Origin of the sequence: Nocardioides sp. (genome assembly GCF_041913365.1) — a bacterium.
GTDB lineage: Bacteria > Actinomycetota > Actinomycetes > Propionibacteriales > Nocardioidaceae > Nocardioides.
In genome coordinates this window covers 33,160-47,859 of record NZ_JAYSFM010000012.1, presented here as the reverse complement: position 1 = coordinate 47,859, position 14,700 = coordinate 33,160, and the positions used below count along the sequence as shown (strand labels likewise).

At 70.6% G+C, this 14,700-nt stretch carries 21 protein-coding genes and 1 tRNA gene; 18 read left to right on the top strand and 4 right to left on the bottom strand.

Annotation, left to right across the window (positions count from 1 at the left end; all coding sequences use genetic code 11):
* The first annotated feature begins 1 nt into the window (after position 1).
* The 15 genes from ACE3QY_RS19460 to ACE3QY_RS19390 all read left to right on the top strand — a co-directional run bounded on the left by ACE3QY_RS19460 (position 2) and on the right by ACE3QY_RS19390 (position 9,389).
* Positions 2-463, top strand: a complete 462-nt coding sequence (locus ACE3QY_RS19460; protein WP_374457711.1) for a hypothetical protein — start codon at positions 2-4, stop codon at positions 461-463.
* Complete coding sequence (locus ACE3QY_RS19455) at positions 463-882, top strand: hypothetical protein (RefSeq protein WP_374457710.1); 420 nt, start codon at positions 463-465, stop codon at positions 880-882. Before ACE3QY_RS19460 ends, ACE3QY_RS19455 begins: the two co-directional genes overlap by 1 nt.
* Positions 883-1,006: 124 nt before the next feature.
* Positions 1,007-3,025, top strand: coding sequence for a hypothetical protein (locus ACE3QY_RS19450; protein WP_374457709.1), 2,019 nt, complete (start codon positions 1,007-1,009; stop codon positions 3,023-3,025).
* Positions 3,026-3,029: 4 nt separating this feature from the next.
* Positions 3,030-4,409, top strand: coding sequence for a hypothetical protein (locus ACE3QY_RS19445; protein ID WP_374457708.1), 1,380 nt, complete (start codon positions 3,030-3,032; stop codon positions 4,407-4,409).
* Entirely contained in the window at positions 4,406-6,043 is a 1,638-nt protein-coding gene (locus tag ACE3QY_RS19440) for a hypothetical protein (protein WP_374457707.1), read from the top strand. Before ACE3QY_RS19445 ends, ACE3QY_RS19440 begins: the two co-directional genes overlap by 4 nt.
* Positions 6,040-6,339, top strand: coding sequence for a hypothetical protein (locus tag ACE3QY_RS19435; RefSeq protein ID WP_374457706.1), 300 nt, complete (start codon positions 6,040-6,042; stop codon positions 6,337-6,339). The genes ACE3QY_RS19440 and ACE3QY_RS19435 overlap by 4 nt, the downstream gene beginning before the upstream one ends.
* A 198-nt stretch (positions 6,340-6,537) precedes the next feature.
* Complete coding sequence (locus ACE3QY_RS19430) at positions 6,538-6,696, top strand: hypothetical protein (RefSeq protein WP_374457705.1); 159 nt, start codon at positions 6,538-6,540, stop codon at positions 6,694-6,696.
* The gene (locus tag ACE3QY_RS19425) at positions 6,693-7,265 is read left to right on the top strand and encodes a hypothetical protein (RefSeq protein ID WP_374457704.1); all 573 of its coding nucleotides are present in this window, start codon (positions 6,693-6,695) and stop codon (positions 7,263-7,265) included. Before ACE3QY_RS19430 ends, ACE3QY_RS19425 begins: the two co-directional genes overlap by 4 nt.
* Before the next feature lie 50 nt (positions 7,266-7,315).
* Positions 7,316-7,501, top strand: a complete 186-nt coding sequence (locus ACE3QY_RS19420; RefSeq protein WP_374457703.1) for a hypothetical protein — start codon at positions 7,316-7,318, stop codon at positions 7,499-7,501.
* Positions 7,498-8,169: a hypothetical protein gene (locus tag ACE3QY_RS19415; RefSeq protein WP_374457702.1), complete on the top strand. Its 672-nt coding sequence runs from the start codon at positions 7,498-7,500 to the stop codon at positions 8,167-8,169. The genes ACE3QY_RS19420 and ACE3QY_RS19415 overlap by 4 nt, the downstream gene beginning before the upstream one ends.
* A gap of 18 nt (positions 8,170-8,187) precedes the next feature.
* Complete coding sequence (locus ACE3QY_RS19410; protein WP_374457701.1) at positions 8,188-8,538, top strand: hypothetical protein; 351 nt, start codon at positions 8,188-8,190, stop codon at positions 8,536-8,538.
* Positions 8,538-8,672 (top strand): hypothetical protein, encoded by a 135-nt coding sequence (locus ACE3QY_RS19405; RefSeq protein WP_374457700.1) that lies wholly within the window; start codon positions 8,538-8,540, stop codon positions 8,670-8,672. The genes ACE3QY_RS19410 and ACE3QY_RS19405 overlap by 1 nt, the downstream gene beginning before the upstream one ends.
* Positions 8,669-8,863, top strand: coding sequence for a hypothetical protein (locus tag ACE3QY_RS19400; RefSeq protein WP_374457699.1), 195 nt, complete (start codon positions 8,669-8,671; stop codon positions 8,861-8,863). Before ACE3QY_RS19405 ends, ACE3QY_RS19400 begins: the two co-directional genes overlap by 4 nt.
* Positions 8,864-8,868: 5 nt before the next feature.
* Complete coding sequence (locus ACE3QY_RS19395; RefSeq protein WP_374457698.1) at positions 8,869-9,018, top strand: hypothetical protein; 150 nt, start codon at positions 8,869-8,871, stop codon at positions 9,016-9,018.
* The gene (locus ACE3QY_RS19390; protein ID WP_374457697.1) at positions 9,015-9,389 is read left to right on the top strand and encodes a hypothetical protein; all 375 of its coding nucleotides are present in this window, start codon (positions 9,015-9,017) and stop codon (positions 9,387-9,389) included. Before ACE3QY_RS19395 ends, ACE3QY_RS19390 begins: the two co-directional genes overlap by 4 nt.
* A 52-nt stretch (positions 9,390-9,441) precedes the next feature.
* Here ACE3QY_RS19390 and ACE3QY_RS19385 read toward each other — a convergent pair whose 3' ends face one another.
* Positions 9,442-9,750, bottom strand: a complete 309-nt coding sequence (locus ACE3QY_RS19385; RefSeq protein WP_374457696.1) for a hypothetical protein — start codon at positions 9,748-9,750, stop codon at positions 9,442-9,444.
* Here ACE3QY_RS19385 and ACE3QY_RS19380 point away from each other — a divergent pair.
* Positions 9,749-11,278, top strand: a complete 1,530-nt coding sequence (locus ACE3QY_RS19380; protein WP_374457695.1) for a hypothetical protein — start codon at positions 9,749-9,751, stop codon at positions 11,276-11,278. The two genes, ACE3QY_RS19385 and ACE3QY_RS19380, sit on opposite strands and share 2 nt — an antisense overlap.
* 59 nt (positions 11,279-11,337) lie before the next feature.
* On the opposite strand, the gene ACE3QY_RS19375 is transcribed toward ACE3QY_RS19380, so the two are convergent.
* The 3 genes from ACE3QY_RS19375 to ACE3QY_RS19365 all read right to left on the bottom strand — a co-directional run bounded on the left by ACE3QY_RS19375 (position 11,338) and on the right by ACE3QY_RS19365 (position 12,640).
* The gene (locus ACE3QY_RS19375; protein WP_374457694.1) at positions 11,338-11,763 is read right to left on the bottom strand and encodes a hypothetical protein; all 426 of its coding nucleotides are present in this window, start codon (positions 11,761-11,763) and stop codon (positions 11,338-11,340) included.
* Complete coding sequence (locus tag ACE3QY_RS19370; protein ID WP_374457693.1) at positions 11,760-12,443, bottom strand: SGNH/GDSL hydrolase family protein; 684 nt, start codon at positions 12,441-12,443, stop codon at positions 11,760-11,762. Before ACE3QY_RS19370 ends, ACE3QY_RS19375 begins: the two co-directional genes overlap by 4 nt.
* A 124-nt stretch (positions 12,444-12,567) precedes the next feature.
* Positions 12,568-12,640: transfer RNA gene (locus tag ACE3QY_RS19365), tRNA-Arg, on the bottom strand.
* Positions 12,641-12,799: 159 nt separating this feature from the next.
* Between ACE3QY_RS19365 and ACE3QY_RS19360 the strand changes: the two genes are divergently transcribed.
* Both ACE3QY_RS19360 and ACE3QY_RS19355 read left to right on the top strand, forming a co-directional pair.
* Entirely contained in the window at positions 12,800-14,098 is a 1,299-nt protein-coding gene (locus tag ACE3QY_RS19360) for an LCP family protein (RefSeq protein ID WP_374457692.1), read from the top strand.
* Positions 14,095-14,286, top strand: coding sequence for a hypothetical protein (locus ACE3QY_RS19355; RefSeq protein ID WP_374457691.1), 192 nt, complete (start codon positions 14,095-14,097; stop codon positions 14,284-14,286). The genes ACE3QY_RS19360 and ACE3QY_RS19355 overlap by 4 nt, the downstream gene beginning before the upstream one ends.
* The last annotated feature ends 414 nt before the right edge of the window (positions 14,287-14,700 follow it).

Genomic DNA, 14,700 nt, shown 5'->3' with positions numbered 1-14,700 from the left:
CGTGGGCGACTTTGAGGTCCGGGGCGCCGACGACGTCGACGCCCTGGTCCGTCGCATCCGCACGCACGCGGACGCGAAGGCCCTGCGTCGCGAGCTCAACGCTGGCCTGAACCGGGTCACGAAGGGCGTCCGGGAGGACATGAAGGCCAGCATCGGCCCGTCGCTGCCCTCGCGCGGCGGACTGGCGGCGCTCGTCATGGCCCGGGTCTCGCTGACCACGCAGGCCGCGTCGGGTCGCAGCGCCGGTGTACGGATCCGCGCACGCCACCGCGACTACGACCTGCGTCGAATGAACGAGGGCCGCCTGCGTCACCCCGTCTTCGGCAACCGGGGCGCCTGGGTGCAGCAAACCGAGGGTGTCGACCCCGGCTTTCTGGACGAGTCATTCGAGAAGAGCAAGCCGGAGGTCGCCCGCGGGATTCAGCGGGTCCTCGACGACATCGCACGGAAGGTAGAGGGCTGATGCCCAAGATCACGTACAAGCCCGAGGGCGCCGAGCCCCGAGTGTGGACCATCTCGTTCGGCCGGTTCATGAGCGCCGAGCGGATCGTCATCGAGCGCGAGACCGGGATGACGTGGGCCCAGGTCAAGGGCCGGCTGTTCATGGAGGACACCGCGGTGACCCGGGCTTTCCTGTTCGTGCTGTTGAAGCGCGAGATCTCGGACCTGAAGATCAACCAGGTCGAGTTCTGCGAGGACGACTACGAGCTCGACGCGACCGCCGAGGAGCGGGCGCAGGCGATCGAAGCGCTCGAGGCCCGAACCGGCGACCTGAGCGACGACGAGCTGAACGCGCTCGAGGAGCTGCGCCGCGAGCAGGCCGCGGACCTCGACGCCCCAAAAGAGCCGGCGAGCACGAGCTCGAGCGACAGCGACTCCTGATCCCGTTCCTGCAGCTCAACCTGCACCCGCGTGCCGTCGACCGCCTGACGGTCGACGAGTACGACCTCGTCCGTGAGTACGTCGAGACGCGCCTGAAGGCCGAAGCGGAAGGGGGTAGCGACCTGTGAGCGCCATCGCCTTCGACATCCTCGCCCGTGACCGCGCCTCGAACACCTTCGACAAGGTCGGCGACTCCGCCGACCGTTCGTCTGGGCGCCTGAAGAAGTGGGCGCTGATCGGGGCGGCGGCCGTCGGCGCGGGCGCGGTCATGGCCGGCAAGGCGATGATCGGCATGGCGCAGGCCGCCGTCGAGGACGAGAAGTCGCAGGCCGCTCTGGCGCGGACGTTGCAGAACACGACGGGTGCGACCAAGACACAGATCGGCGCGGTCGAGGACTGGATCTCGAAGCAGGGCGTCGCGAAGGGTGTCGCCGACGACGAGCTTCGGCCGGCGCTTGCCCGGCTGGCGCTGGTGACCGGGGACGTGGGCAAGGCCCAGAAGCTCACCTCGCTGGCGATGGATGTCAGCGCTGGCACCGGGAAGAGCCTGAAGACCGTCACCGAGGCCCTGCAGAAGGCCCAGAACGGCAGCCTCGGCGGCCTGTCGCGTCTCGGTGTGGCGACGAAGGACGCCGCCGGTGAGGAGAAGTCGCTCGCCCAGGTGACGAAGGAGCTCGCCGACCTCCACGGCGGCCAGGCCGCAGCTGCTGCCGGCACCGCTGAGGGCAAGATGGCTCGGCTGCGGCTGATCTACGACGAGACCAAGGAGTCGATCGGCGCGAAGCTGATCCCTGTCCTCGAGCAGGGTGCGACGAAGACCCTCGCCTTCGTCCGCCAGATGGAGAACGGCGAAGGCGCCGGCGGCAAGCTCGTCGCGGTGCTCACCGGCGTGAAGGACAACCTGGGGACCATCGCCCCGGCCTTGGGGGTCGTGGTGTCCGGCCTCACGGCATACAAGGTGGCGACCCTGGCTGCCGCTGCCGCGACGGCCATCCAGACCGCGGGCACGGCGGGCGCCACTGGCGCGACCTGGTCGCTGAACGCGGCGCTGCGCGCGAACCCGATCGGCATCGTCATCACGGCGCTGACGGCCCTCGGCGTCGGCTTCGTGGTGGCCTACAAGAAGTCGGAGACCTTTCGCTCGGTCGTGACCACGGCGCTCGACGGGGTGAAGAAGGGCTTCGACCTGCTCGCCAAGGCGGGCGTGTGGCTGTGGAACAACGCCCTGCAGCCGACGTTCAAGTTCATCGTCTCCGGCGTCGCGTCGATCCTCGACATGTGGTCGTCGATGCTGTCCGTGCTCGGCAAGGTGCCCGGCTTCGGGTGGGCGAAGGACGCCGCCGAGGCGATGGGGAAGGCTGCCGACAAGGCGGAGGCGATGGCGGCCGGGATCAAGAAGATCCCGAACAAGACGGTCACCGTCACGGTCGCCTACAGGTACGTCGGCCGTAAGGGTGGGGTCGGCGGCACCCGCAGCAGCGACGGAGACGACTCCCCGGACTCCTACCTGCCGCGCATGGCTCAGACCGCCAAGCCGATGGCGCAGCGCGTCATGGAGGCCATCGCGGACGGGCTCGACGCCGGCGGCAAGAAGGTCGACAAGGTGCTGAAGTCGGGGCGCGACAAGATCCGGGAGAGCCTGGGCGCGATCCGCGACGAGATGGCCTCGATGTCGCAGACCGTGGCCTCGGCGATCAACCAGACCGACTTCGGCGGAGGGATCGCCGAGCTGATGGCTTCGCTTACCGGCAACGGGTCGGCCCTCGCTGGCCTCGAGGCCGTCTGGGAGCGGCTCAGGGGCTCGGTGTCGAAGAACTTCCTGTCTGCGCTGATGCAGTCCGGAAACGTCGGCCTGGCGACCGCTCTGGGGAACGATCCCGCGGCCGCGGCGGCCGCGTCGGCGTCCTTCGACGCGAACGCCGCCGCTGCCGGCCGGATCGGCGACAAGACCGCGCAGGCTGTCCTCGGCGACCGCATCGAAGCGGCGCTCGAGCAGCACATCGGCAAGCTCATCCAGGCGCTGAAGGACGACGTCCCGGACAAGCAGGCGAAGAAGATCCGCAAGGAGCTCGAGGGGCTGAAGCTCGAGCTGACCGGCGGGAAGAGCGCCGGCAAGGTCGCTCACATCCAGGGAGCGTGGTGACGTCGTGGCCGACGTGATCCGCTTCGTAGCCTCGGTCGCGAGTTCGCCGACGGTCCGCCTCGACCTCAACGACGAGACGTCCTTCTGGGTGAAGAAGGTCACCGCGACCCCGCCGCGGCTACGTCGCTCGATGTCGTCGAACGCGATGCGCGACGGGGTCTACGTGGGCTCGGCGTCGTACGACTCGCGCACGCTGGTGATCGAGCTCGAGTGCCGCAAGTCGACGCAGGACGCCGCGGCGACGGAGATCCAGAAGCTGTGGCGCGAGCTCGACCGAGCCAGCAACTGGCTCCAGTACCAGCCCGCCGGCGCGACGAAGCCGGTCTTCTTCCGCACCATGCGCTCAGACACCTCCGGACTCGAGGACGTCGTCGCCCAGGCGGCGATGCGGACCTTCACGATCGAGGTCCTCGCCGAGTCGCACGCGGTCGGCCTCATGGAGACGCTGGGCCCGTTCACGGTGAACAACGACCCGGCTGCGGGCTCGAACCCGGGCTATGTCGACATCTCCGGCGTCATCGGCGACGTCGCGGCCGACGCGATCTTCTGGAACCAGACCGCGAATCGAGCCGCCACGCTCATGGCGATCCGGCACGACGCCTTCAGCGACATCCGGCCGTGGATCCAGTGCGAGTCGCTGACGCTTGGCACCGACACCGCGAACCCGGGCGGCGGCCCGGACGCCGCCATGTCGGGCACCGGCACCAACAACTACGTGCGGACCACGTTCAGCGGCGCGACGATGGCGTCCCGCCTCTCCGGCGACATCAACACCGGCATCACCGGCCAGGTCGGTTCGTTCGTGATCTACGCCGCCGTACGCCGCACCGACGCGACGTCGGTCATCAAGGTCGGTTGCAGTGCCTCGACCGCGTCCGCGCCCGACGACACGACCACAGTCCCGCTGTCCACGGCCCGCCAGCTGGTCCGCGTCGGCCGCTTCAGCACCGACGGCACCGAGAACTTCGCCGGCCGCGTCAAGGGCAGCAACCTGTACCGGATCTGGGCGCAGCGCGAAAGCGGCACCGGCAACCTCGAGTGGGACTGCCTGTTCTTCGTGCCGGCCGACTCCGCGATGCTGGAAGCCACGTCGTACGCCACGTCGACCGCCGCCGGCGACGACGACGTGTTCGATGGCGTCGCCGACCGCGCGTCGGCGATCATCGGTGGCGGCAACCCGACCACCTTCGCCACCGAAGCCGGCCCGCTGCGGGTCGCTGGCCGGATCCCGCAGGTCCGGCCCAACAACACGTCACGGCTCTTCTTCCTCACGTCGTCGACCTACGACTCGACTGGCCTGCGGACACACGTCAAGACCGAGACGAACGCCATCACGATCTACTACTGGCCCCGCTATCTGCACGTCCGGCCGGTGTCGACGTGAGCCTGCCAGTCCCGCTCGACGTCACGGTCGGGAACCGTCGGGTCACCCGCCAGGTCAAGGCGCTGTCCTTCCGCAAGGAGGCGATCGGCGGCGTCCGGTCGATCGCCTTCGACCTGTCTCGTCCGCTCACCGACCTGAATGGGCTGGATCCGCTGTCGAAGGTCTACGTCCACGATGGCCGCAACGGCACCTGCATCGCGCAGGCCCGGTTGGGGGACACGGGTAGGACCGCCAGCACCGACACCGGCGAGCAGTGGAGCCCTGTCGCGTTCGGCCCCGCCCAGCACCCGTCGGAGATCCGGCGCCCGCTCGTGTACGTCGACAAGTCGCTCGACGGCTGGCGGCTGACTGCCGTGGACAACGCTACCGCCGCCGGCGTCAACTTCGACGGCAGCACCTTCCCGGGCGCCACCGGCGGCACGCAGGGACTCCTGGCGTCGTGGCAGGACGGCACTGCGGTCGTCACGAACAGCCTCGTCGCGTCCCGCTACGACCGGGCGATGCAGGCCGGCATGAAGCTCGCCTACGTCACCTACAATTGGGGCGCCGGCGTGACAGCCCCCGGCTGGATCATCGACGCCGTCTACTCCAACGACGGCAATTGGGGCCTGTCCAACACGGGCACGGCTGACTCGTTCAACACTGCAGGCGGCAGCCGCGCCGCGATCGTCGTCGCGAACTTCGCGAACGGCCGGAACGTGGTCGACCTCCGCACCTTCTGGAGCGGCGGAGCGGCGACCGTCACGGGCGCGGTCACCTGGGCGTTCATCATCCCCGTCGTCGAGATGCTGAGGCTCGACAAGACGGGCGCGGAGATCACCGCCGGGTACGGCGGGCAGGCGGTCCCGCACAAGATCGTCGAAGACCTGCTCGGCCGCGTCCTGCCCGAGTTCGACGGCACCAACGCCACCGTCAGCCAGGGCAGCAGCTTCGCGATTACCCACCTGGTGTACCCCGATGGCACGACGGCTGCGCAGGTGCTCGAGGACATGATGACGTTCGCGCCGGCGTACCGCTGGTACACCAAGCCCGCGCGGAACATCGACGGGAAGTACCAGTTCTCCTGGGACCTGTGGCCGACGACGGTCCGCTACGAGGCAACGCTCGACGACGGCGGCTCGTTCCCGCTGTCGACCCAAGGCGTGTTCAACCAGGTGTGGGTCAGCTGGCGCGACGAGGTGGGCCGGACGCGTACGACGCTCCGCACCAAGGCGTGCAAGGTGCTCGACACGCAGGGGCTGACGCGCACGGAGACGATCGCGCTCGGCTCCGAGGCCGGCACCCTCGCACAGGCGGAGGCCGCCGGAGACGCGTTCCTCAACTCGCACAACGTGCCGAAGAACGGCGGCACCCTCACGATCGCCCGCCCGATCCGCGACCTCATCACAGGCGCGCTGGTGATGCCGTGGGAGATCGAGGCGGGCGAGCTCGTCCGAGTCCGTGGCGTCGAGGCCTACCCGGATGCCTTCAACGCCTCCACGAACGACGGCGTCGGGATCTTCCGGATCTTCGCCGTCGACTACCAGTCGGAGGGCAACGTCGCGACCCTCGCGCTCGACTCCGACCCGAAGGAAACGGAGGACGCCCTCGTGCTGCTCCTGAACGACCGGAAGAAGGGTGGGCTTCGCCGATGAACCCTCCGAGTGAGCCGACCCTCGGCCAGGTCCGTGACGAGCTGAAGGCGGACCTGAAGATCGACGAGCGCGTGCGTGCCGTGGAGATCGAGCAGGCCGTGACCCGGACCGCGATCGACGGGCTCAGCCATCGCGTGGATCGCAGCCTGCAGGAGGCGAAGGAGTCGCGCGCCGAGATCCTCGCGGCGATCGAGGCGGCCAAGCCGCCGAAGACGTCGTGGCCGGCTGTGCTGTCGGCGATCGTCGCGGCGATCGCGCTGCTCCTCGTCCTCGCCCAAGCCCTCTACGGGCAGTAGGCCGTGGCGGCCGATGTCTGCGCCGCTCGTCTCCCGTCAGCCTTCGTGCCGCCTGTGTGACCACGAGGAGCACGTCTACACCCGCTGTCACGCCGAGCGCAGCGCGGCGGCCGTCGACGACGACGAGCTGTCCGTCCCTCTTCTGTGCCCGTGCCCTCCGCACCGGCCGACCGGCATCTACCCCTGAGGAGCCGACCCATGAACTGGATCACCACGACCAGCGCCACCGTGGCGCTGAGCGCCGCCGAGGTCGCGGCCCTCGCGGACCGTGCCGCACGCTACGACGTGCTCGGCGGGCACGACTACAACCCGACGCCGGGTCTCGAGCTCGACGCCCTGCTCGGGAGCGCGGCGTGACGGATCCGCTCGCCATCCTCGTCCGCGACGGCAAGAAGGTCGATGCGCTCACCGACGGCGCCCTGAAGCGGGCCGAGAAGATCCTCGGCTACTCGCTGACGATCGTGCAGGGCTCCTACAACCCCGGCAAGGTTCGGGCGTCGGGCGGCACCCACGACAAGGGCGGCACCGTCGACCTGATGCCGTGGGACCGGGAGAACAAGGTTCGGGCGCTGCGCGCGGTCGGTTTCGCGGCCTGGTTCCGGCCGGCGATCCCGGGCCTGTGGTCGGCGCACATCCACGCCGTGCTGATCGGGCACCCGGACCTCGCGCCGACGGCCGCCGCGCAGACCACGGCGTACCTCAACCACCGGGACGGGCTGAAGGGCAACGGCCCCGACCTCGACCCCGGGTGGGTCGGGAACGTCCGCTACACCGTGCAGGCGCTCCGCAACGACCAGCACCGGGCGGCGCTCGAGGCGCGGATCGCCGCGCAGCGGGCCGACCTCGAGCGGGCCCGCGCGGAGGCGCGCAGCATCCGAGGCCGGCTGAAGAAGCTGCGCGACAAGCTGAAGGGCCTGAGCCAGTGACCGCCGGGCACAGGCACTGGACGCTCCCCGTGGGCCCGAGGCTGCTCCGCGTGCTGCGCGTCACCGTGTGGCGCTGCAGCGACGCCGAGAAGGTCGACCGGAGCCGCTTCCCCTACACCGGCAAGACGCCGGACGACATCGAGCCGGACGACAACGGCTACTGGCGCCTGACCCTGCTCGGCTTCCTCCACGGCCTGACGGGCTTCTGCGCACGCGTCAAGGAGGGCCAGCGGTGAGGGTCGTGCAGGCGAACCTCGGCCGCGGCGTCGAGGTGCCCGAGTTCCTCCGCAACCTCGACGCGCTGCTCGAGCGAGGCGGCCGCCGTGCCGTCTACGCGCTGCAGGAGATCGACGAGGCCGACGCGCCGGAGGAGATGGACCTGATCCGGCAGCGAGTCCGGATGACGCACCACATCATCGGCGACCACACCGCCGTGCCGATCCTCGTCCCGTTCCACCTCCGCCTGTTCTCCGCGCACTTCGAGCCGGCCTGCAAGGGCCTCGCGAAGTTCACCCCGAACCGGGTGGTCACCGAGGCCGTGATCCAGCTCGGCCGCAACCACGCGCCCGCGATCCTCAACACCCATCTGCCGCGGCTCCCCGACGACGCCAGCGACGACGTACGCGAGCAGCTGCAGGACCGGCGGGCCGACTGCCGGCAGGCGCTCCGTGCGCGCGCCCAGGAGCACGAGGCCGGCGCGTGGCTGGCCGACACGAACACGCGGCACGGCTGGCCGACCATCGTCCCCGGCGAGAAGACGGTCACCGACGCCGGGATCGACAAGGCGAAGGCGTGGGCCCCGCAGGGCCGCCGCGTCGTCGTCACCGAGCGCTGGACGCTCAACCTCACCATCGACGGCCACAACGCCCACGGCGCCCGCGTCGTGTGGCCCAAGGCCGCGTAGCACCAGGAGCACCCCCCCATGATCCGTTCCCGTCTCGCGGCGCTCGTCGCCGCCTTCCTGCTCGCCCTGACCGGCCTCGTCGCTGGCACCACGCCCGCGCAGGCCGGCTGGCCCGGCGGCATCGTCGCCCACGCCGCCGACGACTCGGGCTACGCCGGCTCGTTCTTCGTCCGCTGCTCCACCGGCGCCCTCCAGTCCCTCGCACGCGGCCAGCGCGCCACCTGCGGCGACGTCGACGCCATCTACGACGGCGTCGGCTTCAACGTCCTGTGCATCCACACCGACGGCCGCTGGCAGAACTTCAACACCAACGGCTGGACCAGCATCGGCAACTGGACCAACGTCACCTGCTACCACCAGCGGTCCTGATGACCGGGCGGCAAGGCTTCGCGCTCGGCTTCGCAGCCGGCGCCGGCCTCGCCGCCTGGGTCTTCCCCCTCGCGCACTACCTCACCAACGCGGCCGACGGCCGCGGGCTCCTCTACCCGAAGGACGACCGATGAACCCGCTCGAAGCGATCCCCGCACGGTTCCGGAAGTACGCCTACGCCGTGCTCACCCTCGCCGCCCTCGCGCTCGCCGCCTACAAGGCAGCCGAAGGCGACTGGCTCGAGTTCGCCGGCCTCCTGCTCGGCTCCCTCGGCTTCGGCACCGCCACCACCCACACGCCCGCCACCTTCACCCGCCAGGACTGACGCGCATGGCCGGCCAGATGTTCGAGATCAAGATCCAGGCCATCGGCGAAGTACGCGACGCCGACGGCAACCTGCTCGAGACCGTCCCGGTGGAGAGCACCATCACCTGCACCGCCGAAGAGGCGCGCGCACTCCTAGGAGAGGACCCCTCATGACCGTTGGACTCGCCGCCTCCGTCGTCAACGGATGGCTCGACGGCACCTTCGCCACCGCGACGTGCTGGGTCAAGCTCCACACCGCCGACCCTGGCGCGGCCGGAGCGACCGCCGCTGCCGCCGGCGACACCACGCGCAAGCAGGCCACGATGGCGAGCGCTTCCGCCGGCTCGAAGGCCGCGTCCGCCTCGGTCGGCCCGTGGACCAACGGCGGCACCTCCGAGACCCTGTCCCACATCAGCCTGTGGACCGCGTCGAGCGCCGGCACGTTCAACGGCTCCGGCGCGCTGTCATCCTCGCAGGCATGGGTGTCGACGAACACCTTCACCCTGACCTCGCTCACGATCTCGGTTTCGCCGATCGCGGCCTGATCCTGCTCGACAAGGAGGGGTGAGCCGTGGCGACCCCGCCCACACGCGTCAGCTACAACGCCCCATCGACGGGCAACTTCTCGTCGACCGCCACATCGAGAACGACGACATCGTTCGACGTCACCGCCGGCGACATCATCATCGTCCTCGCCTCTCTGGAGAACGGCGGCTCCCAGACGGCCGTGACGCCGTCGGCGTCGGGCGGATCGGTCACCTGGACCCAGCAGGCCCGCGTGCCGGCCGCCAGCAACGCCAGCACCTCGGCAGCCTGGTGCTGGACCGGAGTAGTGGGCGCCACCGCGACCGGCATCACGGTCACACTCAACCGCCCCTCGAGCGACACCACGCTCTGGTGGGGCATGTCGGCCACCGTCTACACCGCTCACGGCGGCGTCGGCGTGGCCTTCAGTGGCACCAACGGCACCGGCGCCGACAGCGCGCCGTCTGCGTCCGCGACCTGCTCGGCCAACTCGGCGGTCGTCTGCCAGGTCAACGACTGGCAGGCCCGGTCGACCGCTCGCACCTGGCGCACCATCAACGGCGCAGCCGAGACCGAGACCGTCTACTTCACCAACGCCACCCACCACACCGTCTACGGCGGGTACCGCGCCGACACTGGCGCGGCCGGCTCGATCACCCAGGGCCTCACCGCGCCCAGCAACCAGCGGTGGGTGCTCGCTGGCGTGGAGATCCTGGGCGTCTCCGGCGCGACCAACTACAACGGCACGTCGACCGCTGCCTCGACGGCCTCGGTCACCGGTGCCGGCGAAGTGGGCAAGGTCGCTACCAGCACGGCCGCGGCGACAGCCTCCGTTGCGGCTGGCGGCGCGGTTGGCAAGGTCGCCACGGCGGCCGTCGCCGCCACCGTCGCCATCGCCGCGGCCGGCGTCGTCGGCCTCTCTGCGACCGCGACGATCACGGAGACCGGGAGCACGACCTCCACCGGCTCCGTCGTCTCCGGCTCGTCTGCGACGTCCACCATCTCGGCGACCGGATCGACCTCGGCGGCCGGCCAGCTCGGCACCACCACAGACGCTGCCGTCGCCAGCGCGGGTGCGATCGCCGCGACCGGCCTCGTCGCGCGCGCGAGCAGCTCGTCGATCGCCAGCACAGGAACCATATCGGCCGCGGGCTCAGTCGTCGCCGGCGGGAGCGCTGCCGCCACGATCGGCACCACGGCCACCGTGAACGCCGTCGGCGTCGTCGCTCGCAGCGCGGGCGCCACGATCGCTGCCACAGGCTCGACGACGGCCGCAGGATCGACCGGCGCGGGACCGAACGCGGGCACCTCCATCGCCGCGGCGGGCGTCGTGACGGCCGCCGGCCAGGTCGCGCGCCTCTCGCTCGCCAGCGTCGGCGCCACCGCCCAGCTCTTCGCAGACGGGCACCTCGGCGTCTCCCGGGCGGCCAGCGTGTCCGCGACGGCGACCATCGCAGCCAGCGGCGTCGCAGCCGAGCCCGCAGGCCGTACGCCGCCCGAGCGGCGCGGCTCAGTGGCCGGAGAGGCCCGCACGAGCGCGCGCCCCGTCGAAGCCAGGACTGCGAACGTCCCCGCCGAGTCCCGAAGCGGCACCATCCCCGCCGAATCCCGCATCGCCACAGGAGAAGCCATGCACTCGTTCGTCAAGGATCCCGCCGACAAGCTCGACTACGAGCGCGGCTGGGCCGACTGGCTCGCACAGGGGGAGACCATCAGCTCGGTCACCTGGTCAGTGCCCGCCGGCATCACCCAGAGCAGCGTCCCGGCCTCGTCCAACACGACGACTACGGCCACGATCTGGCTCGAGGGCGGCACCGACGGCGAGGACTACGTGATCGGCTGCCGCATCGCCACCAACCAGAGCCGGACCGCCGAGCGCTCCTTCACCATCCTGGTCCGCAACCAGTAGCCCCCACCGCGGCATCGACAACGCGCCCCCCGCTTCGGCGGGGGGCGTTGTCGTCATGTCTAGAAGCGCGGAGTGCCGCCACAGACGTTGTTCAGCTCGGTCAGCGACGTCACCAGGTCGCCCGTGTCGTACGAGCCGAGGTCGTCAACCGTGTCGGCGAACTCTCGAAGCTCGTCGACCACCACGGCGACGTGCGGGGCGAGCTCGTCGTTCGCCTGCGCGCCGATCGGCTCGAGGTCGTCCGCGAGGCCGCGAGCATCCTCAGCGTCGCTCGGCATCGTCTCGGGCTGCTTCATCAGGTCGATCACGTCCGGGACGGGCGCAGCGCCGCCGTCGAACAACTGGCCGCAGGTGGTCGCCGCCGAGACGGTCGGCAGAGCGCTCGCGCTCGGCTCCTGCGCGGCGTCGTCGGGCTTCGGGTCGGAGTCGCTCGAGCAGCCGGCGAGCAGCAGCGCCAAGGCGGCAGCAGCCACGAGGCGCGTCACGCGGCCAGCGCCTTCCACGCGTAGCGACCCATGGCGCGGTAGGCGCGGCTGTTGGGGTGCAGGCCGTCGCCGGAGTCGTACCGGGCGCGCAGCTCGCCGGTGCTCGACTCGAGCACGGACGCGAAGTCGATCGAGCCGGGCTGCTGGCGGATCCAGGCGTTGATCTCCTGCCGCTGCTCCTCGCACCGCGGCGGCCAGAACTCGTGCGCCGGCGTGATCGTCCCGAACACGACTCGCACCCCGGCCTTGCGGCCGTCGCGGCGGATGTCGCGCAGCCGGTCGACGTAGGCGTCGGTCGTGTTGAACCCGCCGAGGTCGTTGGCGCCGATCATCACGACGGCGATGTCGCCCGGGCGAGCCCCGGGCCACGCCTGCTCGCGGAGCGACTCACGCAGCCGGGTCGGGTAGAAGCAGCCGTCGAGCAGCAGGCAAGCGCCCGGGTGGCCGAGGTTCGTCACCTGGCACTCGTTGCCGCACGCGGCGGCCAGCGCCTCCGGGTACGACGTCTCCTGTGGAGCCCAGGGCGGGCCGCCGGCGGTGATGGAGTCGCCCGCGGTGAAGATCCGCGGGACGGCAGTGCCGACAGCAGCGCGGTGCGGCTCGCCGGCATTGGCGCAGCCGGCCGTGGACAGGATGGTGCCGAGCAGGAGCGCGGCGAGTGCGGCGACGAGCTTGTTCATGGTCTTCCCCCGGTTGTGCGTTGAGCCGATGGTAGGTGCTCTGCGGCCTTCCGTGTCAGCCACTTGGCTGACTGGTTGGCTACACTTGGCCCGTCAACGGGGGTAATCTGTCTCCTGTTGAGCGTGCCCCAGGCAAGAGTCGAACTTGCGACCTTTCGCTTAGGAGGCGGCTGCTCTATCCACTGAGCTACTGGGGCGGAGCCGTGCGCACACGGCCGGCAGCATGATGCCACGAGGACGGTCCCCGACCCGCACCCGGAGGCAGGCGACCCGCGTCGCGGCTGAGGAAAACTTGCCGGAGTCGAGTAGGTTCAGATCCGGTCAGTTCCCACTCTCGCGAAGCATTAGGTGAGCCCGTGTCCGACGACTCGAGCCCGGAGGCTCCCACTGGCGCGCCCAAACGCAAGGGCAAGGCAGCGCGGAAGCACACCGTCGGCAGGGTCATCCTGATCAGTGCCGTCGTGCTCGCCCTGGTCACCGGGCTCGGGATGGTGTACTTCGTGCGCCACCTCAACGGCAACATCGAGGGTGTCTCCCTCGACGCGCTCGGTGACGACCGCCCGGAGAAGGTCTACACCGGCAACGGTGAGCCGCTGAACATCCTCGTGATGGGCTCGGACTCCCGCGACTGCGAGGGCTGCGACATCGACGCCGAGGGCGGCGGCGGCTCCGACACCACCATCCTCGTGCACCTCTCCGCGGACCGCTCGCGGGCGTACGCCGTCTCGATCCCGCGCGACTCGATCGTCAACCGGCCCGACGAGGGCTGCGAGGGCTCGGCCGCGTCCGACGTGATCTGGAACGCCGCCTACGACCTGGGCGGTCCGGTCTGCACGCTGGCGCAGGTCGAGGAGAACACCAACATCCTGGTCGACCACTTCGTCGTGATCGACTTCGGGAGCTTCGGCAAGATGGTCGACGCCGTCGGCGGCGTCCCGGTCTGCGTCCCCGAAGACATCGTCGACCGCAAGCACGCGATCTTCGTGCCCAAGGGCAACCCCTCGCTGCTCACCGGCGACGAGGCGCTCGACTACGTCCGGGCGCGCTACGTCGGCGACCTGATCCAGCAGAACGACATCTCGCGGATCCGCCGCCAGCAGGAGTTCATCGGCGCCCTGGTGCGCGAGGTGCAGTCGGCCGGCACGCTGACCCGTCTCGACAAGGTCGTGAAGTTCCTCGACGCCGCGACCAACGCGCTCACCACCGACGACGAGTTCGACTCTGTCACGCGCATCGGCAAGATCGCCATGCAGCTGCGGTCCATCGGTCTCGACAAGGTCAAGTTCGTCACCCTCCCGACCGCCTACTACCCGCGCGACTCGGAGTTCTGGGGCCGGGTCTACTGGACCGAGCAGGCCGACCAGATCTGGCAGCTGCTCAACGAGGACAAGGAGATCCCGCGCAGGCTCCTCGCCGGCAACTCGACCAGCGCGGAGGCCCCGGCGTCCGCGGCCGAGAGCGAGTCGCCGAGCCCGTCCGGCAGCGAGTCGCCGAGCGGGACCGCCTCCGAGTCCCCGTCCGAGACTCCGTCGGAGACGCCGTCCGAGACGCCCAGCGAGACCGCGTCCGAGACTCCGACGGAGACTCCCAGCGAGACGCCCAGTGCGCCGGCGACCACCAAGCCGGAGGACCGGATCTTCGGAGTCTGTGCGTGAGCGACGTGCCGCCTCCGTCCAACCCCGATTCCGGTCAGGAGCCGGAGTGGAAGCGCCGCCGGCGGCTGGCCGCGGTCTTCGGTGAGGGCGGTCCCGACCAGACCTCCGACGACACCGACGCCCGCGAGGACCGCTCGGGCAAGGGCGACGACTGGTACCGCGACCAGGTCCCTCCCCACCACGGCTGACCTGTCGAGCGGTGATGGAGGGGGATTCAGCGGCCGCAGAATCCTCCTCGAACACCGCTCGCGCGCGTGTCGTCGTACGCCGCGCCGGTGGGCGGTGGTCCAGGGGATCTGGCGGCCCCGGAATCCTCCTCGAACACCGCTCGCGCGTGTCGTCATACGCCGCGCCGGTGGGCGGTGGTGCACCCACACTTCTGTCAGCGCGACTGTAGGTGGGTCACCGCCACTGTGCGTGTCGTACGCCGCGCCGGCGGGCGGTGATGGAGGGGGATTCTGCGGCCCCGGAATCCTCCTCGACCACCGCCCAGCGGCGGAACGACGACGGGCCCCCCCCCCAGGGGGGGGCCGGCGGGCCCGGTGGGGGGGGGTCCGACCGCCCCGCCCCCCCCCGGGGTGGGGGCGCGGCGAACCGCGCGG